The organism is Variovorax sp. V118, assembly GCF_041154445.1.
GTDB classification, from domain to species: Bacteria; Pseudomonadota; Gammaproteobacteria; order Burkholderiales; family Burkholderiaceae_C; genus Variovorax; species Variovorax boronicumulans.
Genome location: NZ_AP028663.1, coordinates 4,212,085 through 4,235,529, shown reverse-complemented (window position 1 = coordinate 4,235,529; position 23,445 = coordinate 4,212,085). Strand labels below are relative to the sequence as shown.

At 69.3% G+C, this 23,445-nt stretch carries 22 protein-coding genes; 14 read left to right on the top strand and 8 right to left on the bottom strand.

Going from position 1 to position 23,445, the window contains the following annotated elements; all coding sequences use genetic code 11:
- Positions 1-37: 37 nt before the first annotated feature.
- The 5 genes from ACAM52_RS19655 to ACAM52_RS19635 all read right to left on the bottom strand — a co-directional run bounded on the left by ACAM52_RS19655 (position 38) and on the right by ACAM52_RS19635 (position 5,210).
- On the bottom strand, positions 38-673 hold the full coding sequence (locus ACAM52_RS19655) for an L-threonylcarbamoyladenylate synthase (RefSeq protein WP_369644371.1): 636 nt from the start codon (positions 671-673) through the stop codon (positions 38-40).
- A gap of 16 nt (positions 674-689) precedes the next feature.
- The gene (locus ACAM52_RS19650) at positions 690-1,667 is read right to left on the bottom strand and encodes a DMT family transporter (protein ID WP_062482133.1); all 978 of its coding nucleotides are present in this window, start codon (positions 1,665-1,667) and stop codon (positions 690-692) included.
- Entirely contained in the window at positions 1,664-2,521 is an 858-nt protein-coding gene (locus ACAM52_RS19645; RefSeq protein ID WP_070061590.1) for a 3',5'-nucleoside bisphosphate phosphatase, read from the bottom strand. Before ACAM52_RS19645 ends, ACAM52_RS19650 begins: the two co-directional genes overlap by 4 nt.
- 120 nt (positions 2,522-2,641) lie before the next feature.
- Positions 2,642-4,216, bottom strand: coding sequence for a GMC family oxidoreductase (locus ACAM52_RS19640; RefSeq protein WP_369644370.1), 1,575 nt, complete (start codon positions 4,214-4,216; stop codon positions 2,642-2,644).
- Positions 4,217-4,223: 7 nt separating this feature from the next.
- Positions 4,224-5,210, bottom strand: coding sequence for a Bug family tripartite tricarboxylate transporter substrate binding protein (locus ACAM52_RS19635; RefSeq protein ID WP_369644369.1), 987 nt, complete (start codon positions 5,208-5,210; stop codon positions 4,224-4,226).
- 107 nt (positions 5,211-5,317) lie between these two features.
- Between ACAM52_RS19635 and ACAM52_RS19630 the strand changes: the two genes are divergently transcribed.
- On the top strand, positions 5,318-6,259 hold the full coding sequence (locus ACAM52_RS19630) for a LysR family transcriptional regulator (RefSeq protein WP_369644368.1): 942 nt from the start codon (positions 5,318-5,320) through the stop codon (positions 6,257-6,259).
- Positions 6,260-6,272: 13 nt separating this feature from the next.
- Here the strand turns inward: ACAM52_RS19630 and ACAM52_RS19625 are convergent, their stop codons facing one another.
- Positions 6,273-7,307: a transporter gene (locus tag ACAM52_RS19625; protein ID WP_070061594.1), complete on the bottom strand. Its 1,035-nt coding sequence runs from the start codon at positions 7,305-7,307 to the stop codon at positions 6,273-6,275.
- A 194-nt stretch (positions 7,308-7,501) separates the two neighbouring features.
- Between ACAM52_RS19625 and ppk2 the strand changes: the two genes are divergently transcribed.
- The 3 genes from ppk2 (at position 7,502) to ACAM52_RS19610 (ending at position 11,074) form a co-directional block, all read left to right on the top strand.
- Complete coding sequence (ppk2, locus tag ACAM52_RS19620; protein WP_174543625.1) at positions 7,502-8,428, top strand: polyphosphate kinase 2; 927 nt, start codon at positions 7,502-7,504, stop codon at positions 8,426-8,428.
- Between the two features lie 49 nt (positions 8,429-8,477).
- Positions 8,478-9,512, top strand: coding sequence for a PHB depolymerase family esterase (locus ACAM52_RS19615; protein WP_369644367.1), 1,035 nt, complete (start codon positions 8,478-8,480; stop codon positions 9,510-9,512).
- A gap of 71 nt (positions 9,513-9,583) precedes the next feature.
- Positions 9,584-11,074, top strand: a complete 1,491-nt coding sequence (locus tag ACAM52_RS19610; protein WP_369644366.1) for an MFS transporter — start codon at positions 9,584-9,586, stop codon at positions 11,072-11,074.
- Here ACAM52_RS19610 and ACAM52_RS19605 read toward each other — a convergent pair.
- A complete protein-coding gene (locus ACAM52_RS19605) occupies positions 11,023-11,451 on the bottom strand; it encodes a hypothetical protein (protein ID WP_354343216.1) in 429 nt (142 codons plus the stop codon). The two genes, ACAM52_RS19610 and ACAM52_RS19605, sit on opposite strands and share 52 nt — an antisense overlap.
- Complete coding sequence (locus tag ACAM52_RS19600; protein ID WP_369644365.1) at positions 11,435-12,130, bottom strand: nucleotidyltransferase domain-containing protein; 696 nt, start codon at positions 12,128-12,130, stop codon at positions 11,435-11,437. The genes ACAM52_RS19605 and ACAM52_RS19600 overlap by 17 nt, the downstream gene beginning before the upstream one ends.
- Between ACAM52_RS19600 and ACAM52_RS19595 the strand changes: the two genes are divergently transcribed.
- From ACAM52_RS19595 to ACAM52_RS19550, 10 genes are all read left to right on the top strand, one after another.
- Complete coding sequence (locus tag ACAM52_RS19595) at positions 12,113-12,436, top strand: nucleotide pyrophosphohydrolase (RefSeq protein ID WP_369644364.1); 324 nt, start codon at positions 12,113-12,115, stop codon at positions 12,434-12,436. The two genes, ACAM52_RS19600 and ACAM52_RS19595, sit on opposite strands and share 18 nt — an antisense overlap.
- A gap of 117 nt (positions 12,437-12,553) precedes the next feature.
- Positions 12,554-13,822 carry an urea ABC transporter substrate-binding protein gene (urtA, locus tag ACAM52_RS19590; RefSeq protein ID WP_013543023.1) on the top strand — a complete coding sequence of 423 codons (1,269 nt, stop codon included), beginning with the start codon at positions 12,554-12,556 and terminating at the stop codon, positions 13,820-13,822.
- 162 nt (positions 13,823-13,984) lie between these two features.
- Positions 13,985-15,532 (top strand): urea ABC transporter permease subunit UrtB, encoded by a 1,548-nt coding sequence (urtB, locus tag ACAM52_RS19585; RefSeq protein WP_369647754.1) that lies wholly within the window; start codon positions 13,985-13,987, stop codon positions 15,530-15,532.
- Positions 15,529-16,746, top strand: coding sequence for an urea ABC transporter permease subunit UrtC (gene urtC, locus ACAM52_RS19580; RefSeq protein WP_369644363.1), 1,218 nt, complete (start codon positions 15,529-15,531; stop codon positions 16,744-16,746). The genes urtB and urtC overlap by 4 nt, the downstream gene beginning before the upstream one ends.
- Positions 16,743-17,621, top strand: coding sequence for an urea ABC transporter ATP-binding protein UrtD (gene urtD / locus ACAM52_RS19575; RefSeq protein ID WP_062472201.1), 879 nt, complete (start codon positions 16,743-16,745; stop codon positions 17,619-17,621). Before urtC ends, urtD begins: the two co-directional genes overlap by 4 nt.
- A 263-nt stretch (positions 17,622-17,884) precedes the next feature.
- Positions 17,885-18,577: an urea ABC transporter ATP-binding subunit UrtE gene (gene urtE / locus ACAM52_RS19570; protein WP_369644362.1), complete on the top strand. Its 693-nt coding sequence runs from the start codon at positions 17,885-17,887 to the stop codon at positions 18,575-18,577.
- Positions 18,578-18,686: 109 nt separating this feature from the next.
- On the top strand, positions 18,687-19,943 hold the full coding sequence (locus ACAM52_RS19565) for an MFS transporter (protein ID WP_369631801.1): 1,257 nt from the start codon (positions 18,687-18,689) through the stop codon (positions 19,941-19,943).
- A gap of 73 nt (positions 19,944-20,016) precedes the next feature.
- The gene (locus ACAM52_RS19560) at positions 20,017-20,694 is read left to right on the top strand and encodes a hypothetical protein (RefSeq protein ID WP_369644361.1); all 678 of its coding nucleotides are present in this window, start codon (positions 20,017-20,019) and stop codon (positions 20,692-20,694) included.
- The gene (locus ACAM52_RS19555) at positions 20,691-22,241 is read left to right on the top strand and encodes an alkaline phosphatase (RefSeq protein ID WP_369644360.1); all 1,551 of its coding nucleotides are present in this window, start codon (positions 20,691-20,693) and stop codon (positions 22,239-22,241) included. The genes ACAM52_RS19560 and ACAM52_RS19555 overlap by 4 nt, the downstream gene beginning before the upstream one ends.
- Before the next feature lie 89 nt (positions 22,242-22,330).
- On the top strand, positions 22,331-23,341 hold the full coding sequence (locus tag ACAM52_RS19550) for an aldo/keto reductase (protein ID WP_095946666.1): 1,011 nt from the start codon (positions 22,331-22,333) through the stop codon (positions 23,339-23,341).
- Positions 23,342-23,445 lie beyond the last annotated feature (104 nt).

Sequence of the window (23,445 nt, the reverse complement as noted above, 5' to 3'; positions counted from 1 at the left end):
ATTGTGTCAGAGAGGAATGGGGCGGCCGAGCCGTTCGTCAGAGGCCAAGCACCGCGAGCGCACCCCGGCCCTGGCGCACCACGACCGGGTCGTCGCCCGTGCCCATGGGCGTGAGGTCGACCACGGTGGTCGGCTGCGACGGGCAGGCGCCGGCGTCGATGACGGCGCCGATCTGCTTTTCGAAGCGCTCGCGGATTTCCTGCGCGTCGTTCAGCGCTTCGGTCTCGCCGGGCGCGATGAGGGTGGTGGCCAGCAGTGGCGCGCCGTGCAGCTCCAGCAGCTCCAGCAGCACCTTGTGGTCGGGCACGCGCAGGCCGATGGTCTTGCGCTGCGGATGGCTCACGCGGCGCGGCACTTCCTTGGTGGCTTCGAGCAGGAAGGTGTAGGGGCCGGGCGTGGCGGCCTTGAGCAGGCGGTACTGCTTGTTGTCGACGCGCGCGTAGTTGGCCAGCTCGCTCAGGTCGCGGCACAGCAGCGTGAGGTGGTGCTTGTCGTCGACCTGGCGGATGCGGCGCAGTTGGTCGACCGCGTCCTTGTCGTCCAGGTGGCAGGCCAGCGCGTAGCTGGAGTCGGAGGGCACCGCCACGACCTCGCCGCGCGCGAGCAGCGCCACGGCCTGCTTCAGCAGGCGCTGCTGGGGGTTTTCGGGGTGGACTTCGAAGTACTGGGCCATGGTGAATTGCTCCTGATCAGGATTCCGCCGGTTCGATCGGCACGCGCCGCTCGCGCACGGTGAGCCACGCACCGGCGGCGCCGCACACGGCGATCATCGCCATGCCGATCAGCGAGAAGCGGTCGGGCACGTGGGAAAAGATGAGCCAGCCGCCCAGCATCGCGAAGGCGATCTGCGCGTACAGGTACGGGGTGAGGGTGGAGGCCGGTGCGCGCTGGTAGGCCAGGATCAGCATGAAGTGGCCCACCGTGCCCATGAAGCCCATGAGGCACAGCAGCGCCCACCATTCCCACGAGGGCAGGGCGGTCCAGGCGAAGGGCACGGCCACCGAGGCCAGCAGCGTGCCGACCCAGCCGGTGTAGAAGTGCATGGTCAGCGGGTTCTCGGTCTGCGCGAGCTTGCTCGTGAGCACCTGGAACCAGGCGTTGGTCAGCACCAGCCCCAGCGGCAGCAGCACGGCCCAGCTGAAGCTGCCGCCGCCCGGACGCAGGATGACCAGCGTGCCGATGAAGCCGCCGGCCACCAGCGTCCAGCGCAGCGGCGACACCTGCTCCTTGAGCGTGGTGGCGGCCAGCAGCGTGATCACCAGCGGCGCGATCAGCACGATCGACGTGAACTCGGCCAGCGGCATGTAGCGCAGGCTCAGGAAGGCGAAGAGGCTCGAGCCCAGCAGCAGCGCCCCGCGCAGCGCCTGGTAGCGCGGGTGTTGGGTGCGCAGCAGGGCCGTGCCGCGCAGCGGCAAGAGCACCAGCGTGGTGGCCACAGCCTGGAAGGCATAGCGGAACCACACGCCCATGAGGATCGGCACGGCGAGCGTCGAGTATTTGGTGGCGGTGTCCAGCGTGGCGAAGCAGGCCACCGCCAGGATGACCAGCCCGATGCCCGCGAGGATGCGTTCGGATTCGGTGCGGCGGCGGGTGTGCGCTGCGGCGCGTGCCTGGGCGAGCGCGGCGGTGGCCGCGCTGTCGATGCCGGGCCCGGGGCTCTGGCTCACTGCTGGATGCGGTGGCCGAGCAGTTCCCACACCGGCGTGAGGCTGCCGGGCAACGGTGGCAGCTTGCCGAGATCGCAGTGGCTCTCGTCGGGGCTGTGGAAATCGCTGCCGCGCGAGGCGGCGAAATCGAACTCGAGCGCCTTGTCGGCGTACTCGACGAACTCGGCCGGCGTGTGGCTGCCCGTGACGACCTCGATCGCCTGGCCGCCGTGCGCCTTGAATTCGAGGAACAGCGCGTACTCCTCGTTGGCCGTGAACTTGTAGCGGCCCGGGTGCGCGATCACGGCCATGCCCTTGGCGGCGGTGATCCAGTGCACGGCGTCCTTCAGCGAGGCCCAGCGGTGCGGCACGTAGCCGGGCTTGCCTTCGGTGAGGAACTTGCGGAACACCTCGGGGGTGTCGCGGCAGTGGCCCTGCTCGACCAGGAAGCGCGCGAAGTGCGTGCGCGAAATGAGTTCGGGGTTGCCGACGAACTTGAGTGCGCCTTCGTAGGCGCCGTGGATGCCGACCTTGGCCAGCCCCTCGGACATTTCCTGCGCGCGCTTGCCGCGGCCGCCGCGCGTGTCGTACAGGCCCTGCGACATGGCGGCGTCGTCGGGGTCGAAGCCCAGGCCGACGATGTGCACGGTTTCGTTCGCGAAGGTCACCGAGATCTCGGTGCCCGTGAGGTAGCGCATGCCGTTTTCGCGCGCGGCCGCGGCGGCGCGGTGCTGGCCGCCGACTTCGTCGTGGTCGGTGAGGGCCCAGAGCTCGACCCCGTTGGCGGCGGCGCGGGCGGCCAGCGCTTCGGGCGTCAATGTGCCGTCGGAGACCACGGAGTGGCAGTGAAGGTCGGCATTGAGAGTAGAAGGCACCGCCCGATTCTAGGCGCTCTCGCCCGCCGACACCGGCGTGTGGATGCTTCGCGGTGCTACTAGATAAATAGCATTAACCTCATCGCCCAAGCGGCTTGGCGCGTGCCATCCTGTGGCCGCTCAGGCGCGCAGGTCGTGCCTGACGAGGTCGGCGGCGCGCTCGGCGATCATGATGATCGGCGCGTTCGTGTTGCCCGACACCAGCCGCGGCATCACCGAGCCGTCCACCACGCGCAGCCCCTGCAGGCCGTGGACCCGCAGGCGGGCGTCCACCACCGCGGCGGCATCGTCGGCGGGGCCCATGGCGCAGGTGCCCACCGGATGGAAGATGCTGCCGCCGCGGCGGCGCACCCAGTCCAGCAGCTGCGCGTCGCTGGCCAGCGCGGGCCCGGGCTCGTGCTCCTGCGCCAGGTAGCGCGCCAGCGGCGGCGCGGCGGCGATCTCGCGCATCTTGCGCACCAGCCGCACGGCCAGCGCCCGGTCGGCTTCGTGCGACAGGTAGCGCGGCTGGATCGACGGCGCCGCCAGCGGATCGGCCGAGCGCAGCATGATCTCGCCGCGGCTGTGCGGGCGCAGCAGGCAGGCCGACAGCGTCACGCCCGGGAACGGGTGCGGCGGCTGGTGCGGCCGCTCGAAGCTCACCAGCCCGAAGTGGATCTGCGCGTCGGGCCACCCCGCGGCGTCGTCGCCCGCCGCAAAGAAGGCCCCGGCGCGGTAGACGCCGCCGTTCAGCGCGCCGCCGCGCGTCAGCAGGTAGCGCATGAACTCGCGCACGCTGCGCCAGCGGCTGTGGGCGATGTCGTTGAGCGTCTCGATGCCGTGGCAGCGGTAGCTGGGCCGCACCTGCAGGTGGTCCTGCAGGTTGCGCCCCACGCCCTCGAGCGGCGCCACCACCGGCAGGCCCAGGCGGCCCAGCAGCCCGGCCGGCCCCACGCCCGAGAGCTGCAGCAACTGCGGCGACTGGATGGCGCCGGCACTGAGGATCACCTCGTGCCGCGCCGAGACGCGTTCGGCCTTGCCGTCGCGCACACAGTCCACGCCGACGGCGCGCCGCCCCTCGAAGCACACGCGGGTCGCCTGCGCGCCCGACAGCACGCGCAGGTTGGGCCGGCCCAGCGCCGGCGCCAGGAAGGCCCGCCCGGTGTCCATGCGCCGGCCGTGGCGGGTCGTCATCCGGAAGTAGCCGGCGCCGCTGTTGTCGCCGCCGTTGAAGTCGGCCGTGGGCGCGATGCCGGCATGCGCCGCCGCGGCGATGAAGGCATCGGACAGCGCATCGCGCGGCAACTCGGACACCCACAGCGGCCCATCGGCAGCGGGCTGCGACCGGTCGAAGTAGGGGCGCACGCTGTCCCAGTCCCAGCCCGGGTTGCCCAGCGCGGCCCACTGGTCGTAGTCGGCGCGGTGGCCGCGCAGGTACAGCATGCCGTTGATGAGGCTGGAGCCGCCCGGCCCCCGCCCGCGCGGCCAGGGCAGGCGGCGCTGCGCCATGTCGGGCTCGGGGTCGGTCTCGAAGCGCCAGTCGTGCCGGGGGTGGCCGACCGTCTTGAAGTAGCCGATGGGAATGCGCAGCCAGGGGTTGCGCGAGGGCTGTCCCGCCTCGACCAGCACCACCTGCAGCGCGGGGTCTTCGCTCAGGCGGGCGGCCAGCACGCAGCCCGCCGAGCCGCCCCCGACGATCACGATGTCTGCCTGCATCGCGCGCTCAGTCGGCCTTGATGCCGGCGCCGCGGCCCAGGCGCAGCCACTTGTCCGACTCGGCCGCGAGCACGGTGCGAAAGCGCGCCGGCGTCATCGGTTCGGGCTCGAGCGCCAGCGTGGCCAGGCGTTCGCGCACCTCGGGCGCGGCCAGCGCCTTGGCAAGGGCATCGCCGAGCCGCTCGACGATCTCGCGCGGCGTGCCGCTGCGCACCGTCATGCCGTCGAAGGAGCGCAGCTCGAAGCCGGCGTAGCCTTGCTCGATCATCGTGGGCACGGCCGGCAGGGCGGGCAGGCGGTGCGCGCCGGTCACCGCGAGCGCGCGCAGCTTGCCGGCCTGGATCTGCGGCAATGCGGCTGATGCGGTCAGGAACATGGTGTCCAGGCGGCCGGCCAGCAGGTCGCCCACCGCCATCGGGAACTGGTTGTATGGCACGTGCGTGAGCTGGCTGCCGGTCTGCTGGGCGAACAGCGCGCCCGCCAGGTGCGCCGGCGTGCCGTTGCCGCCGGAGCCGAAGCTCAGCGTGCCCGGCCGCGCCTTGGCCGCGGCCTCCAGTTCGCGCGGCGAGCCCAGCGCCGAGGCGGCGGGCGCCACCAGCACGTTGTAGCTCCAGGCCGTCATGCCGACCGGCTCCAGGCTCTTGAGCAGGTCGAGCGACTGGCCGGGGAACAGCAGCGGCGCCACCAGCGAGGCCGACGACAGCATGTAGACCGTGTAGCCGTCGGCCGGCTGGCGCAGCACCTCGCCCAGGCCCACGGTGCCGGCCGCGCCCGGCCGGTTCTCGACGAACACGGTCTGGCCCAGGCCACCCGCCATGCGCTCGGCCACCACGCGGCCCGCCACGTCCGCCGGCGTGCCGGGCGCCCACGGCACGATCAGGCGCACGGGCCTGGACGGGTACGCCTGGGCCGCGGCGCCGGCGGGCAGCAGGCCGGTCAGCAGGGCGGCGGCCATGAGGGCGGCGCAAAGGGATCGCTTCGTCGGTTCGGTCATCGCGGGTCTCCGGGGTGCCAGGGCGGTGGGCGGATTCTGGGCAGGCCGGAGGAGGGCGACAAATGAGAAATCCGAGCGTACTCATACCGTTGCCGATATAAATGGCCATGGCCTCCTTCCTGGAACGAAACCTCACGCTGCGCCAGCTGCGGCTGCTCAGCCAGCTGGGCCGCACGCTCAGCCTGAGCAAGTCGGCCGAGCTGCTCAACACCACCCAGCCCGCGTTGTCGCGCACGCTGGCCCAGCTCGAGGCCACGCTGCAGGTGCGCCTGTTCGAGCGCACCACCAAGCGCATCGCGCCCACGGCGGCGGGGCTGAGCATGGTCCGGCACGCCGACCGCGTGCTGGGCGAGCTGATGCTGGCCGAGGAGTCGCTGCGCGACCTGCGCGTGGGCGTGAGCGGCGAGCTGCGCCTGGGCGTGCTGCCGGTGTTCTCGGCGCAGCGGCTCGCGGCTGCGCTGCTGCAGGCCTCGCAGATGCTGCCCCACGTGCGCCCGATGGTGCAGACGCTGGAAATCGAGGACCTGCACGGCGCGCTGCAGGACGGGCGCATCGACCTCATGCTCGCGCACGCGGAGTGGACGGTCGACCTCAACCGCGTCGAGGTCACGCCGCTGTACGAGGAGTTCAGCAGCATCGTGGCGGCGCCGCGGCACCGGCTGGCGCTCAAGCGCGCGCCGACCTGGGCCGAGGCCGCCAACGAGCGCTGGGTGCTGCCGCCGCACCGCACGCCGCTGCGGCCCAAGCTGGACCGCATGCTGTCGGTGCACCGCCGCCCGGGCGGGCCGCATCCGGCCGACATCCAGGCCGACTCGGCCCCGCTCGCGCTGCACCTCGTGCGCAGCTCGGGCCTGCTGTGGGCCACCGCCAACCACTACGCCGAAGACTTCGAGCGGCGCGGCCTCGTGCGCCGCATCGCCACGCCGGGCGAACTGCTGCGCGGCCCCATGTGCGCCTTCCGCCTGCGCAGCGAGGCGATGAACACGCCCACGCGCGTCTTCCTGCAATGCATGCAGGACGCGGCCGCCGCGCCGCTGCCGCCGGATTGAGTGCGACCGCGCCTCAGCGCTTCTTGCGAAACGCCGTCCAGGCGGCCACGGCGGTGAAGGTGGCGACGATCGCCACCACGATCCAGAACCCGTGCCTGTGCTCCGCCAGCGGAATGCCGCCGACGTTCATGCCGAACAGGCCGGCCAGGATATTGATCGGCAGCGCCAGCACCGTGACCACCGTCAGCACGAACAGGCTGCGGTTGTTGTCCTCGTTGACGTTGGCGGCAATCTCTTCCTGCAGCAGCTTGATGCGCTCCTGCAGCGCCTGCATGTCGCGCAGCACCACCGAGAACTCCTCGGTCGAGCCGCGCAGCTCCTGCACGTCGGGCTCGGCCATCCAGGCCGGCGGGCCCTGCAGCAGGCGGAACAGCGCGGCCGGCTCGGGCGCCAGCAGCCGCTGCAGCCGCACCAGCAGCCGGCGCAGCACGCCCAGGCGCGCGCGCTTGTGGTCCAGGCGACCGGCCAGCAGCTCGTCCTCGATGCGGTCGATGCGCGAGGTGACGCCGCGCACGATCTTCACCAGCACGTCGGCCTGCGCGCGCAGCAGGTGCTCGAGCAGCTCGGTGCTCGAGCGCGGCGCCTCGCCCGCCTTCACGGCCGTGCGCAGCGCGTCGACCGAACGCAGCGGCTTGGTGCGCGCCGTGACCACCAGGCGCGGGCCGACGCTGATCCACAGCGTCGAAATGTCCGAGGGCTCGAAGCTGAACTCGAAGTGCACGTCGTTGATGACCGCGATCAGCGAGTCGTCGGCGCGCTCGATGCGCGTGGAGGGCAGGCCCTCGTGCAGCGTCTCGTAGAAGGTGTCCGACAGGGCGGCGTGCCGCACCAGCCAGCGTTCGGCGTGCGCATGGCTCAGGTTGAAGTGCAGCCACACGTAGGCGTTGCTGTCGCCGAGCTGGCCGGCATCCGCCAGCCACGCGGCGGCCTGCGCCGAATCGATGGCCCGCGCGGGCTCCGGCGCCGCGGCGTCGAACAGGTAGCCGCAGATCAGCCCGGCTTCGTCGCCGCCATAGGACTGCGCGGCGAGGTCATGAAATACCGACAAGGTGCGTGGTCAGAAAAGACATGTGAACAGGCAGACGCCCGTTTGGCGGGCTGCCAGCATGCCCCGGATGGTGTTCGTGCCATGTGACAACGGCGTGTCGGCTTACAGAAAACAGCCGCAAAACCGTCACGCCGCCGTCATGCGGCGGGGGCAGCATGCTTTTTGTCTACCCGCCACTCTTGCCCCTTTTCATCATGCTGACGAGCGCACTTCCCGACCACGAAGACCTGATGCAACGCATCGCCCGCGACCTGATCGACAGCTACGACGAAGAACTCGAACTGGAGATCGAAGACCGCAACCTCGACGGGCTCGACCCCGGCTCGGCCGTGTCTTCCGTGTCCGACAAGGCGGCGCGCCAGGCCTATTTCAAGGAACTCTTTCGCCTGCAGGGCGAGCTGGTCAAGCTGCAGGACTGGGTGCAGCACAGCAAGCAGAAGGTGGTCATTCTTTTCGAAGGCCGCGACGCGGCAGGCAAGGGCGGTGTCATCAAGCGCATCACCCAGCGCCTGAATCCGCGCGTGGCCCGCGTGGCCGCGCTGCCCGCGCCCAACGACCGTGAACGCACGCAGTGGTACTTCCAGCGCTACGTGGCGCACCTGCCGGCGGCCGGCGAGATGGTGCTGTTCGACCGCAGCTGGTACAACCGCGCCGGCGTCGAGCGCGTGATGGGCTTTTGCAGCGACGACGAGTACGAGGAGTTCTTCCGCACCGTGCCCGAGTTCGAGAAGATGCTCGTGCGCTCGGGCATCAAGGTCATCAAGTACTGGTTCTCCATCACCGACGACGAGCAGCACATGCGCTTCCTGGGCCGCATCCACGACCCGCTCAAGCAGTGGAAGCTCAGCCCCATGGACCTCGAGAGCCGCCGCCGCTGGGAGGAATACACCAAGGCGAAGGAGATCATGCTGGAGCGCACCCACATCCCCGAGGCGCCGTGGTGGGTGGTGCAGGCCGTCGACAAGAAGAAGGCGCGCCTGAACTGCATCAGCCACCTGCTGGGCCAGTTGCCTTACCAGGAAGTGGCGCACGCGCCGGTCGAGCTGCCGGCGCGCGAGCGGCATGACGACTACCTTCGCCAGCCCGTCCCCGCCAGCATGATCGTCCCGGAAATCTACTGAAGGCTTCGCGGCCGTTTGGCCGCCCGGCGCTTTGCCTGCACACTGCGCCATGGCCCGTCGCTCCACCGCTTCTTTCTTCGCCCGCGCCTATGAGCGCAACCTGAAGGCGCTCACCAAGCTCACGCTGAGCAACGGCAAGCGCGTGGCCGGCCAGGTGCAACGCGCGACCGCCAAGCGGCTCAAGCCGCCGCCCGGCAAGGGCGACTGGATCAGTGGCATGGCGATGGGCGCGGGCGGGGCGCGCGGCTATCACCTGTTCCGTCCGGCCGACCTGGTGCTGCAGCCCGGCGAGAAACTCCCGCTCATGGTCATGCTGCACGGCTGCGGCCAAACCGGTCGTGACTTCGCGGCCAGCACGCGCATGAACGCGCTCGCGGTGCGCCAGCGTTTTCTCGTGCTCTACCCCGAGCAGGACCGCATCGCCCATCCGCAGGGCTGTTGGAACTGGTACGAGCGCCGCTCCGGCAAGGCCGACGCCGAGGCCGCCACGCTGATGGCCGCCGTCGACCAGGCCTGCATGCTGTACCCCGTCGACCGCGACCGCGTGGCCGTGGCCGGCCTGTCGGCGGGCGCGAGCATGGCGGCGCTGCTGGCCACGCGCTACCCGAACCGCTTTCGCGCGGTGGTCATGCACTCGGGCGTGGCGCCCGGCGCCGCGAAGTCGTCGGCCACCGCGCTCGGCGCCATGCGCGGACAGCACGTGCCGCCGATGCCCGTTACCGCGGTCGGCAAGGCCATGGGCGCGGCGGCCGTCTTCACGACGCTGCCGCCGATGCTGGTGCTGCACGGCGACGCCGACGCCGTGGTGGCGCCCAGCAACGCCATGAGCAGCGCGGCCGTCTGGGCCACCGCCGTGGGCGCGCACGCCGGCATCGCGCGCGACCTGCAACGCGGCCAGCGCCGTGCCATGCGCGTGACCGACTTCAAGCGCCAGGGCCGCACCCTGGTCACGCTGTGCGAGATCGCGGGGCTCGGCCACTCGTGGAGCGGCGGGTCGCGGGGGCAGCTGTTCAGCGACCCGATCGGGCCTGATGCGACGCGCATGACGTGGGCCTTTGCGTCCGCGCAGTTCGACAAGCGCTGAGCGCCCGCGCCTTGCGCGCATGACCTTGGAGGTCATTGCCGCGATGCCCGCCGGTGCCGACAGTGGGGGCCATGACCTCATCGAACCCTGCTGTTCCTGCCCCATCGATCACGTCCGCCACACCGGGCCGGCTGGGCCTGTGGGTCATGCTCAGTGGCACCTTCCTGGTGGTGCTCGATTTCTTCATCGTCAACGTCGCGCTGCCATCGATGCAGCACGACCTGCAGGCCAGCGCGGGCACCCTGCAGCTGGTGGTGGCGGGCTACGGCCTGGCCACCGCCGCGGGGCTGGTCACGGGCGGGCGGCTTGGCGACCTGTTCGGTCGACGCCGCATGTTCATGCTCGGCCTGCTGCTGTTCACGCTCGCCTCGGCCGCCTGCGGCGTGGCGCCGAACGCCGGGCTGCTCGTGGCCGCGCGCCTGCTGCAGGGCCTGGCCGGCGCGCTGCTGCAGCCGCAGGTGCTCGCGATGATCGGCCTGGCCTACGCGGGCGAAGACCGGACGCGCGCCTTCGCGGCCTACGGCCTCACGCTGGGCCTGGCGGCCACGCTGGGGCAGCTGGTGGGCGGCGCGCTGATCCATGCCGACCTCGCGGGCCTCGGCTGGCGCAGCTGCTTTCTCATCAACGTGCCCATCGGCCTGCTGGCGCTGGTGCTCGCGCCGCGCGTGGTGCCGCCTTTGACGCAGGGCAGTGGCAGCAGCCGGCTCGACCTGGCGGGTGTTGCATTGGTTGCGGCCGGCTCGGTGGCCGTGGTGCTGCCGCTGGTCGAAGGGCGCCAGCAGGGGTGGCCGCTGTGGAGCTGGCTGTGCCTGGCCGCCGCCGTGCCGCTGTGGGGCTTCTTCGCGAGGCAGCAGCGCCGCCTCGCGTTACGCGGCGGTGCGCCGCTGGTGGCGCCGGTGCTGCTCGCGAACCGCCGCTTCGTGACCGGGCTGCTCACCACGCTGGCCTTCTATGCGGGCAACGCCTCGTTGTACTTCGTGCTCGCGCTCTATCTGCAGCAGGGGATGGGGCTGGGCGCGCTCCACTCGGGCATCGTCTTCACGGCGCTGGCCGTCGGCTTCTTCGCGACCTCGATGGCCGGCGCACGCATCGCCCGCCGCTTCGGCGGCACGCCACCGATCGCGCTCGGCGCTCTCGTGCTCGCGGCGGGGCATGCGCTGCAGTGCGCCAACGTGGCCGGCTGGCCGGGGCACACGCATGTCGTGGCGTGGATGGTGCCGCTGCTGTTCGTGCAGGGCGCGGGGCTCGGCATGGTGATGGCGCCGCTGGTGTCCACCGTGCTGGCCGGCCTGCCGCCGCAGCACGCGGGCGTGGCCTCGGGCGTGCTGTCGATGGTGCAGCAGGCGGGCAATGCGCTGGGGGTGGCGTTGGTCGGGATCTTGTTCTATGGGCAGTTGGGGCACGGCGGTGACGCCGCAGGCCATGCGAGCGCGCTCGGCGTCGCGCTGCTCTACCTGATGGGCACGGCCTTGCTGGTGGCCGTGTTGCATCGCACAGGCGTGCGACAGCGTCAGGTGGTGGCAGGCGGGGGCAAGTCGGACAGCGCCGAGGCCACGCGCTGACAGGCGACGATGAGGTCGCGAACGATGCGTTCGTCGATATTCATGTCGCCTTCGTATTCACCGAGGTTGCGGATCTCGTGCCCCTTGGCCAGCACGCGCCAGACTTCCGGCCCCAGCGCCAGGGTGTGCGGCAGCACCTGGAAGACGATGAAGCGGTTGCCCGATCGATAGCCGTGCCATCGCAGTGCAGCGAGGCACAAGGCGTGTGCCGCGTTGTAGGCCAGATCGAAGCGGCTTTCCAGCGAGAGCTGGGTGACCTGCGCATCGGCCAGGCGAGCCAGTCCGGAGCGAAGCAGGCCCGCGAATTCGCGCGCATCGGGTGCTTCGGCCGTCAGCGGTTTCGACGGGCCGCACAGGTTGTCAAGCGGGGAGGGCATGCGCGTCGCCAATCACCCAGAGCTTGGGCTGTGCCATGACGCGGGTGGCGAAAGCTTCGCCGTCCTTGAGTTTTCGCATCAGTTCTTTCCTCGTGAACAGGGTCGGGTTCACTGTACGGCCGAGGCGCGCCGAGACGGCGTCGAGGGCGAGAAAGAGGTCCGAATAGGCAAGTTCTTCACTGATCAGCAGCAGGTCGATGTCGCTGGCGGCGGTGTCGCTCTTCTTGGCCACCGAGCCGAAGACGAAGGCCGCTTCGATCTTGTCGGCCACGGGCGCCAGTGCATCGCGCAACGGGCCCGCGAGCCCGAAGGTCTTGCGCACGATGCTGCACAGCTCCTCGAAGATCGGTGCGTCCGCGTTCGCGCGGTAGTGTTTCTGGTTTCCGATACGCGACGTCGTGAGCAGCCCGCTGTCGGTCAGCTGCTGGAGTTCTCGCTGCACCGCGCCCGAGCCTGCGCCGGTAAGCTTGATCAATTCACTGGAAAAGAAGCTCCGGTCCGGCTGCCCGAAGAGACAGCCCAGCACGCGTTGCTGCGTGGTCGTGAACAAGGCGTCCGCTAGGCTGGCGGACTTCTCGACAACCGGTGCCGGTGATTTCAATTTACCCATTTTGGGCATGTTAATGCCCAAAATGGGTTTTTCCAACCCTACAGGAATGCCATGGCCGATGACCTGCAATCGCTGACCCAGGCCTTGCGCGACTTCGCACAAGCCCGCGACTGGGAGCAATTCCACTCCCCCAAGAACCTCGCCGCCGCGCTGTCGGTCGAAGCGGCCGAGCTGCTCGAGCATTTCCAGTGGCTCACCGAAGCGCAAAGCCGGGCGCTGCCCGCGGACCAGCGCGCCGAGATCGGCACCGAGATCGCGGACGTCCTGCTCTACCTGCTGCAGCTGGCCGACAAGCTCGGCATCGACCCGGTCGAGGCAGCGAAGCACAAGATGCTCGCCAACGCCGTGAAGTACCCGGCCCCGCCACCCGCCTGAGTACCTCCGTGTACGCCACCCGGCGTATTTCCCCTTTGTGGTGCGTTCCGCAGACTCCTCTCCATCGCCAGCCCCGCGCTGTCGACAAGGTTCAACCCACCCGGAGCAGGAGTCCACATGCAACGTCGTTTCACCCTCAAGGCGCTCACCGCCGCCGTCGCGCTGGCCAGCATTTCTGCTGCGCCCGCATTCGCTGCCGACACCATCAAGGTCGGCGTGCTGCACTCGCTGTCGGGCACGATGGCCATCTCGGAAACCGTGTTGAAAGACACGGTGCTGATGGCCATCGACGACATCAACAAGAAGGGCGGCGTGCTGGGCAAGCAGCTGGAGCCCGTGGTGGTCGACCCGGCCTCCAACTGGCCGCTGTTCGCTGAAAAAACCAAGCAGCTGCTCGGCCAGGACAAGGTCTCGGTGATCTTCGGCTGCTGGACCTCGGTGTCGCGCAAGTCGGTGCTGCCGGTGGTCGAGGAAATGAACGGCCTGCTGTTCTACCCCGTGCAGTACGAGGGCGAAGAGCTTTCGAAGAACGTGTTCTACACGGGCGCCGCGCCCAACCAGCAAGCCATTCCGGCCGTCGACTACCTCATGAGCAAGGAAGGCGGCGGCGCCAAGCGCTGGGTGCTGTTGGGCACCGACTACGTCTACCCCCGCACGACCAACAAGATCTTGCGCGCCTACCTGAAGAGCAAGGGCGTGGCCGACAAGGACATCGACGAGAAGTACACCCCCTTCGGCCACAGCGACTACCAGACCATCGTCGCCGACATCAAGAAGTTCTCGGCCGGCGGCAAGACGGCGGTGGTCTCGACCATCAACGGCGACTCCAACGTGCCTTTCTACAAGGAACTGGGCAACGCGGGCCTGAAGGCCAAGGACGTGCCTGTGGTCGCCTTCTCGGTGGGTGAAGAAGAACTGCGCGGCGTCGACACCAAGCCGCTGGTCGGCCACCTGGCTGCATGGAACTACTTCATGTCGATCAAGAACCCGACCAACACGGCGTTCATCAAGCAGTGGAGCGACTACGCCAAGGCCAAGAACATCGCCGGCCACAAGGACAAGCCGCTGACCAACGACCCGATGGAAGCCACCTGGATCGGCATCCACATGTGGAAGCAGGCGGTCGAGAAGGCCAAGTCGACCGACACCGACAAGGTGATCGCGGCGATGGCCGGCCAGACCTTCACGGCCCCCTCGGGCATCGTCTCGAAGATGGACGAGAAGAACCATCACCTGCACAAGAGCGTGTTCATCGGAGAGATCAAGGCCGACGGCCAGTTCAGCGTGGTGTGGAAGACGCCGGGCCCGGTCAAGGCCAAGCCGTGGAGCCCGTACATCGAAGGCAACGACAAGAAGCCGGATTACCCCGCTGGCAAGTCGATGTAACTGGGGCTCGCCCCCAGGCTGCGCGCACTTCGTGTCGCTTCGCCAACCCCCTACCGGGGGCAACACCTGAGGCCCGGCAAAGCCGGTTCCTCGGTGTTCCCGAATGAGAGAAACGCTGTGCATTCATTACTGCGCTCAATTTGTTCCTGCACGACGGCGCTGCTGTTGCTGGCAGCAGCGCCCGTCCATGCGCTGACGGCCGACGAGGCCAAGGCCATCGCCTCCGGCGAATCCGAAGCCCGCATCGCCGCGCTCAACAAGGCCGTCCTCACCGCCGACGACAAGACCGCCGCGTTCATCCAGGCGATGTCCGACGACGCCGTGAAGTACACCGAAGACAAGGTCTTCGTGATGAAGGACGACAAGGGTTTCGACCCCGTGACGGGCGTCGAGCTGAAGGTGCCCGACACCGCCGAAGACGTCGTCAACAACAACCTCATGCGCGGCGCGCTCGATGCCGCGCAGGCCGCACTCAAGCTCACGAGCACCGACGACGCGGTGCGCGCCGACGCCGCGCAGGCGCTCTTCAAGGAGCCCGACGAGTCGCGCATTCCGATGGTCGAGAAGGCGCTGGCCGCCGAGACCAACCCCAAGATCAAGGCGCAGCTCGAACTCGTGCGCGCCGCCAGCATGCTCACCAGCGCCGACAAGGCCAAGCGCCTGGCCGCCGCCAAGGAGCTGGGCAACAACCGCAGCCCCGACACCAAGCTGTTGCTCAACCAGCGCCTGGCCGACGAGACCGAAGCCGACGTGAAGGCGGCCATCACCGCATCGATCGCGAACATCGACGGCGCGCTGGTCTGGGGCGACCGCATCAACGCCGTGTTCAGCGGCATCAGCCTGGGCTCGGTGCTGTTGCTCGCCGCGCTGGGCCTGGCCATCACCTACGGGCTGATGGGCGTCATCAACATGGCGCACGGCGAGCTGATGATGATCGGCGCCTACGCCACCTACGTGATGCAGGGCGTCTTCCAGAAGTACATGCCCGAGGCGGCGTTCGGCTGGTACCTGGTGGCCGCCATTCCCGTGTCCTTCCTCGCCTCGGCGCTCGTGGGCGCGGTGCTCGAGCGTGGCGTGATCCGCTTCCTCTACGGCCGCCCGCTCGAGACGCTGCTGGCCACCTGGGGCATCAGCCTGATGCTGCAGCAGCTCGTGCGCTCGCTCTTCGGCGCGCAGAACGTCGGTGTCGAAAACCCCGGCTGGATGAGCGGCGGCTTCACCATGCTGAGCAACGTCACGCTGCCGTGGAACCGCATCTGCATCATCATCTTCGCGGCGCTGGTGCTGCTGGCGATGGGCTGGCTCATCGGCAAGACGCGCCTGGGCCTGTTCGTGCGCGGCGTCACGCAGAACCGCCCGATCGCCTCGTGCATGGGCGTGAACACGGCGCGCATCGACACCTATGCCTTCGCGCTCGGCTCGGGCATCGCGGGCCTGGCGGGCTGCGCGCTGAGCCAGATCGGCAACGTCGGCCCCGACCTGGGCCAGAGCTACATCGTCGACAGCTTCATGGTGGTCGTCATGGGCGGCGTCGGCCAGCTCGCGGGCACCGTGTATGCGGCGCTGGGGCTGGGCATTCTCAACAAGTTCATCGAAGGCTGGGCGGGCGCGGTGCTCGCGAAGATCGCGGTGCTTGTCTTCATCATCATCTTCATTCAAAAGAGACCTCAGGGCATCTTCGCCATGAAGGGCCGGAGCGCAGAAGCATGAGCAAGGTCACATTGCCAACCAAGGGGCCGCTGCTGAGCGGCAAGGGATGGACGGCCTTCTTCGTCGCGCTGATCGTGGTGTGCGCCGTGGCGCCCGTGCTCAACATGTGGGTGCCGGCCGACAGCCCGCTGCACATGAGCGACTACGCCGTGGCGCTGGTCGGCAAGATCATGTGCTACGCCATCTGCGCGCTGGCCATGGACCTGATCTGGGGCTACACCGGCATCCTGTCGCTGGGCCACGGCCTGTTCTTCGCGCTGGGCGGCTACATGATGGGCATGTACCTCATGCGCCAGATCGGCCGCGACGGCAACTACAAGAGCGACCTGCCCGACTTCATGGTGTTCCTCGACTGGAGGGAACTGCCCTGGCACTGGACCTTCAGCGGCAGCTTCGGCATGACGCTGCTGCTCATCGTGGCAGTGCCCGGCCTCATCGCCTTCGTGTTCGGCTTCTTCGCCTTCCGCTCGCGCATCAAGGGCGTGTACTTCTCGATCATCACGCAGGCCATGACCTTCGCCGCCATGTTGCTTTTCTTCCGGAACGAGACGGGCTTCGGCGGCAACAACGGCTTCACCGACTTCAAGCGCATCCTGAACATCCCGATCGCCACGCAGGAGATGCGCATGACGCTCTTCGCGCTCACCGGCCTTACGCTGCTGGGCTTCTTCCTGTTCGCCAAGTGGCTCATCGGCAGCAAGTTCGGCCGCGTGCTGCAGGCCATTCGCGACGCCGAAACGCGCGTGATGTTCTCGGGCTACAACCCGCTGCCGTACAAGCTCACGATCTGGGTCATCTCCGCCGTGATGTGCGGCGTGGCCGGCGCGCTGTACGTGCCGCAGGTCGGCATCATCAACCCGGGCGAGATGAGCGCGGCCAACTCCATCGAGATCGCCGTGTGGGCGGCGGTGGGCGGGCGCGCCACGCTGATCGGACCGATCCTCGGCGCCTTCATCGTCAACGGCGCCAAGAGCTGGCTCACCGTGGCCTACCCCGAGTACTGGCTGTACTTCCTGGGCGCCTTGTTCATTGCTGTCACGCTGTTCCTGCCGAACGGCATCGTGGGGTTGGTGCGCCAGTGGCTGTCGAGGGAGAAGACGCAGGCGCCGCCCGAGCCGGCGGCGCACACAAGCCGCGCCATCGCCGCAGAGAAGGGCGTCGAGCCCGAGGCGCTGGTCTCGCTGCCCGTGGACGCGAAGGGAGCCCGCGCATGACGCCCGACCTGATGGAAGCCGGCGCCGAGCGCGCCGCACGCGCGGCCGGTCTGCACGCGGCCACGGGCCAGACCGAATCGGGAGGCCGCACCGCCGACTTCGGTCGCCATGTCACGCCGGGCGAGGTCGACATCACCCATGGCCGCATCCTGTACCTCGAAGACGTGAGCGTGAGCTTCGACGGCTTCAAGGCCATCAACAAGCTCTCGCTCGACATCGCGCCGGGCGAGCTGCGCTGCATCATCGGCCCCAACGGTGCTGGCAAGACGACGATGATGGACATCATCACCGGCAAGACCCGCCCCGACTCGGGCACCGTGTTCTTCGGCAGCACCATCGACCTGCTGCGCCACCGCGAAGCCGACATCGCGCAGCTGGGCATCGGCCGCAAGTTCCAGAAGCCGACGGTGTTCGAGCACCTCACCGTGTTCGAGAACCTCGAGCTCGCACTGAAGACCGACAAGGGCGTGCGCGCCTCGATGCTGTTCAAGCTCGACTCGGCGCAGAGCGACCGCCTGGCCGAAGTGCTGGAGACCATCCACCTGGCCGACAGCGTGTCGCGCCTGGCCGGCAACCTGAGCCACGGCCAGAAGCAATGGCTCGAAATCGGCATGCTGCTCATGCAGGACCCGAAGCTGCTGCTTCTCGACGAGCCCGTGGCCGGCATGACCGACGAGGAAACCGCTCGCACCGCCGAGCTGTTCTTGACGCTCAAGGGCAAGCACTCGCTGATGGTGGTGGAGCATGACATGAGCTTCATCCGCACCATCTCCGAGATCGTCACCGTGCTGTGCGATGGCTCCGTGCTCGCGCAAGGCACGCTCGACGAAGTGCAGGCCGACGAACGCGTGATCGAGGTCTACCTTGGGCGGTGAACCTGTCGCCGCAGCCAGAGCCGACGGCATCAACGCCACGACCAGCGCCCGGTGTGCGGTGCGGTGTGGGCGGCCCCTCTGTGCCGCCGAGGAGCGCAGCGTTTCGCGGATCAGGGCTCGCAGCTGTCTGAGCGAAGCGAGTTCTGCGAGACCCCGCGAAACGCGAGCACCGCAGGGCAGCCCGAAGGGCCGGCACAGTGGGGCCGACCGCGCCGTGCCGCGCACCGGGCGCCCCCGATAAAGACCAAGGAAAGCATCCCACCATGCTGACAGTCAAGAACATCCACCAGTACTACGGTGGCTCCCACATCCTCAGGGACGTGAGCTTCCAGGCCACGCTCGGCAAGGTCACGGTATTGCTCGGCCGCAACGGCGTAGGCAAGACCACGCTGCTCAAGTCGCTGATGGGCCTCGTGCCCATCAAGAGCGGCAGCATCGAACTCGAAGGCAAGCCGATCCACAAGGCCACGCCGTACGACAGGGCCAGGGCCGGCATCGGCTTCGTGCCGCAGGGCCGCGAGATCTTCGCGCGGCTCACGGTCGAAGAGAACCTGCGCATGGGCCTGGCCTACAAGAGCGGCGGCACGCCGATTCCTGCGGAGCTGTTCGAGCTGTTCCCCGTGCTCAAGCAGATGATCCACAGAAGAGGCGGGGACCTGTCAGGCGGGCAGCAACAGCAGCTGGCCATCGCACGCGCCCTCGCGCCCAAGCCCAAGCTGCTGATCCTCGACGAGCCCACCGAAGGCATCCAGCCCAGCATCATCAAGGACATCGGCCGCGTCATCCGCATGCTCGCCGACCGCGGCGACATGGCCATCGTGCTGTGCGAGCAGTACTACGACTTCGCGCAGGAGCTGGCCGACGACTACCTCGTGATGGAGCGCGGCGAAGTCATTGCGCGCGGCCTGGGCAAGGACATGGAAGCGCAGGGCGTGCGGCAGTTGGTTGCCATCTGAATTGCAAGACGGTACCGACGCGGCGCACGAGAGCATCTTCACAATTTAAGGGTTTACCCTAGAATCGGGCCTTGCCCGCGTCCGCCGGGCACCCCCCAGGAGCCCGGCCTTGAACGCCTCACCGTCCGCCCGCGAAGGCGCGGAAACCACCGCCATTGCACCGTCCGTCTCGTCCGCCCAGTTCCTGCGCGCGGTGCTCGCGCTCGGCGTCGGCGGCTTTGCCATCGGCACCGGCGAGTTCGTCATCATGGGCCTGCTGCCCGAGGTCGCGAAGGACATCGCCGTCACCATCCCGCAGGCCGGCCACGTCATCAGCGCCTACGCGCTGGGCGTGGTCATCGGCGCGCCCGTGCTCGCGGTGCTGGCTGCCGGCTGGGGCCGACGCGCACTGCTGATCGCGCTGATGGCCGTGTTCGCGGCCGGCAACTTCGCCAGCGCGATGGCGCCCGGCTACCTGTCGCTCAACCTGCTGCGCTTTGCCACCGGCCTGCCGCACGGCACCTACTTCGGCGTGGCCGCGCTCGTGGCCGCCACGCTCGCGCCACCGGGGCGGCGCGCACGCGCGGTCGGCCTCGTGATGCTGGGGCTCACCGGCGCCACGCTGGTCGGCGTGCCCATCGCGGCGTGGCTGGGCCAGCTGTTCGGCTGGCGCGCGGCCTTCGTGTTCGTGGGCGTCATCGCGCTCGTCGCCGTGGCGCTGCTGCGCCGCGACGTGCCCGACATCGCACCCGCCGCCGGCGCCAGCCCCTGGCGCGAACTCGGCGCGCTCAAGCGCAAGCAGGTGTGGTTCACGCTCGGCATCGGCGCCATCGGCTTCGGCGGCATGTTCGCCGTGTTCAGCTACATCAAGCCCACGCTGATCGAGGTGGCCGGGCTGCCGCTGGGCGGCGTGCCCTTCGTGCTTGCGCTGTTCGGCCTGGGCATGGTCACCGGCAACCTCGTGGGCTCGCGGCTGGCCGACAAGTCGCTCATGCGCACCATCGGCGGTGTGCTCGTCTATGCAGCGCTGGTGCTCGCCAGCTTCACCTTCGCCGCGCACCACGTCGTGACGGCGGCCTTCACCGTGTTCCTGATCGGCACCACCGTCGCCATCGGCCCGGCCCTGCAGATCCGCCTGATGGACGTGGCCGGCGACGCCCAGACCCTCGCCGCCGCGCTCAACCACTCGGCCTTCAACATGGCCAACGCCCTCGGCGCCTGGCTCGGCGGCGTGGCCATTGCGGCCGGCCTGGGCTGGACCTCGACCGGCTGGGTCGGCGCGCTGCTGGCGCTGGCGGGCGTGGGGATCTTCGCCTGGGCGGTCGCGAGCGCGCGTGCGGATGCGCGGCGGCCGGTGGCTGTGGCTTGCGAAGGGTCGGCGGGCTGAGACGCCGTTCTGCAGTGGCGGTGCTGTAAGAGAAGGGCGCCAGAATCAGGCACGTTCCTGACGGCTGGAGTCCATGCAGATCCTTCGAGTGTTTGTGGCGGTGTGCCTCGCGGCGATGGGCGTCGCCATGCTGTGTGTCGCGCTGCTGTCGGCGCTTGATGCCGCGGTCATTCTTTCTTCTTACGACAAGGTCGAGGGTGTCGTCACCGGCGCCGGCAACACAGAGGTCCGGGTCGACTACGTCCGGCCCGACGGCCGACGGGCTGTCTTGTACGCACGCAGCGGCGGCAAGTTCAATGCACGCCCCGTGGGCAAGAAGGTCGCGGTCCTGCTGCCCCCGAAAGATCGGTTGGACGGCTCGCTCAAGCCGATCCTCAAGGACGACCTGAACCCCGTCGCCATGGAATTCATGTTCGCGGTGCTCTTTCTCGTAGGCGCATTGGTGATCTGGGAGGGACGCTCCGGTGGTGCTTCTTCGCAGTCGAGCGAAGACCTGCGCACGAGGGGCGTCGACACCCATTCGAAAGAGCCCGAGCGGCCAGTGCGCCCGCAGGCGTCGATCGACTTCGAGCACGCGAGCGCCAACACCCGCGAGATGGATCTCACGCAGCTGGCGCGCCTGCAGGCGTTGATCGACCGCGAGTACACGAGCGTCGACACCCGGCAGAGGGAGCTCGACCGGCAAGCGCGCCTGCAGGCATCGATCGACCTCGAGATCGCCGAGCGACGCGCCAAGAAGGACGCCCGATGACCCCTCCGTTTTTCACCCGCCGACGCCTGCTGCACACCGGCCTCGCCGCCGCCGCGCTCGGCCATCCCTTCCTGCACCTGCGCGCCCAGCCCTCGGCTTCGCGCGACCCGTTCACGCTGGGCGTCGCCTCGGGCGCGCCGCGGCCGGACGGCATGGTGCTGTGGACGCGGCTCGCGCCCGACCCGGTGCAGGGCGGTGGCATGGGCGAGGCGCCCGTGGCGGTGCAGTGGGAGGTGGCCGAGGACGAGCGCTTTCGCCGCATCGTGACCAAGGGCACGGCCAGTGCCACGGCCGACCTCGCGCACTCGGTGCACGTCGACGTGCAGGGCCTGCGCCCGGGCCGCCCCTACTGGTACCGCTTCACCGCTGCCGGGGTGCGCAGCCCCGTTGGCCGCACGCGCACCACGCCTGCTGACACCGACGCCACCGTGCAGCCGCTGCGCTTCGCCTTCGCCTCGTGCCAGCAGTACGAGGAGGGCTACTACGCCGCCTACCGCGACATGGCCGCGCAGCCGCTCGACTTCGTCGTGCACCTGGGCGACTACATCTACGAAAGCTCGCGCGGCTCGCACAACGTGCGCCGGCACGAGGGTGGCATTCCCACCGACCTGGCCGGTTTTCGCAACCGCTACGCGCTGTACAAGACCGACCCGCACCTGCAGGCCGCGCACGCCGCCTTCCCGTGGCTCGTGACCTGGGACGACCACGAGGTCGCCAACGACTACACCGACGACGTCTCGCCGCGCACGCCCGACCCGGCGCAGTTTCTCGCGATCCGCGCCGCCGCCTACCAGGCCTGGTACGAGCACATGCCCGTGCCCGTCTCCATGCGCCCGCGCGGCGCAGGCGCGACCATCTACGGTCGGCACCGCTTCGGCCGCATGCTCGACGTGATGCTGCTCGACGGCCGCCAGTACCGCTCGCACCACGCCTGCCTCCCGGGCCGCAGCACCAAGCCGCTGGTCGACTGTGCCGACCGGCTGGCCCCGGAGCGCAGCCTGCTCGGCATGCAGCAGGAGGCCTGGCTCGCGAACGAACTCGCAACGCCGCCGGCGCGCTGGACCGTCATCGCCCAACCGACCTTGCTCGCCGAAGCCGACCGCCAGCGCGGCCCCGGCCACGGCTACTGGATGGACGGCTGGGACGGCTACGCCGCCGCGCGCACGCGCCTGCTCGACGCGCTGACCGCCAACCCGTCGCGCGGCGGCGATGCGCTGGTGCTCGGCGGCGACGTGCACGCCTTCTGGGCCGCCGACCTGCGCCGCGCGCCGCAGGGGCCCGTGGTCGCGACCGAGTTCGTCGGCGGCGCCATCACCTCCGAAGGGCCCAGCGCCGCCAGCGTGGCCCACATGCGTGCGAAGAACGAACACCTGCGCTACGGCCGCGCGGACAAGCGCGGCTACGGCCTCATGACGCTCGACGCACGCGGCTGCGCGGTCGAGTTCCGCGCGGTCGAAGACGAGAAGAACGCCGATTCTGCCGTCGCGGCCATGGCCCGCTTCTCGGTCGAACGCGGCGCGCCCGGCGTGCACCTCGAATCCACCTGAATCTCCAGCGCCTGCAGGAATGCGCGGCCGTGCCTATGATGGCCGCCGCCTCTTTCCCTCCCTCTCCCACCTTCTCGGAGCGAGCCTGCATGAGCATCCCCACCACCCGCCTGGGCCGTACCGGCCTCACCGTGTCCCGCCTGGCCCTGGGCACCATGACCTTCGGCCTGCAGACCGACGAGGCCGTGTCGCACCAGATCCTGGACAAGGCCGCCGACGCCGGCATCAACTTCCTCGACACCGCCGATGTGTACCCGCTGGGCGGCACCATCGAGACCACCGGCCGCACCGAAGAGATCATCGGCAACTGGCTCGACAAGCAGGGCCCCGCGGGCCGCCGCCGCTTCGTGGTCGCCACCAAGGCCGTCAACAAGGTCGGCCCCAACCCCTGGGACCAGGGCGCCTCGCGCAAGCACCTGCTCGACGCCATCGACCTCTCGCTCAAGCGCCTGAAGACCGACCACGTCGACCTGTACCAGCTGCACATGGACGACCGCGAGACCCCGCTCGAAGAAAGCCTCGAGGCGCTCGACGTGATCGTCAAGTCGGGCCGCGCGCGCTACATCGGCGTGTCGAACTTCCTGGCCTACCGCCTGGCGCGCGCGCTGGGCAAGGCCGAGCTGCACCGGTTCACGCGCTTCGTGTCGGTGCAGCCGCGCTACAGCCTGCTGTTCCGCGAGATCGAGCGTGAGCTGCTGCCGCTCGCGGCCGAAGAGGGCCTGGGCGTGATTCCCTACAACCCGCTGGCCGGCGGCCTGCTCACCGGCAAGTACAAGCCCGGCGCCAAGCCCGAGGAGAACACCCGCTTCACCCTCGGCACCGCCGGCGGCATGTACCAGGACCGCTACTGGAACGACCGCAGCTTCGACACCGTGACCCAGCTGCACGCGCTGGCCGACGAAGCCGGCGTGCCGCTGGCCACGCTGGCCGTGGCGTGGGTCATGGCCAACCCGTTGATCACCGCGCCGCTGCTGGGTGCCAGCCGCCCCGAACAGCTCGACGCCACCGTGGCCGCCGCCAGCTACGTGCTCGACCCGGCGCTCAAGCAGAAGCTCGACGCGCTCACCGCCGAGTACCGCAAGGGCGACGCGCCCCGCTGAGCGAACGGGCGTGCGGGCGCCCCGGATGGCCTGCGCGCAGTACGTGCTTGGGCCATGCGGGAGAATCGCGCCCGGCATGAGCACATCCCACACCCCTTCCCGGC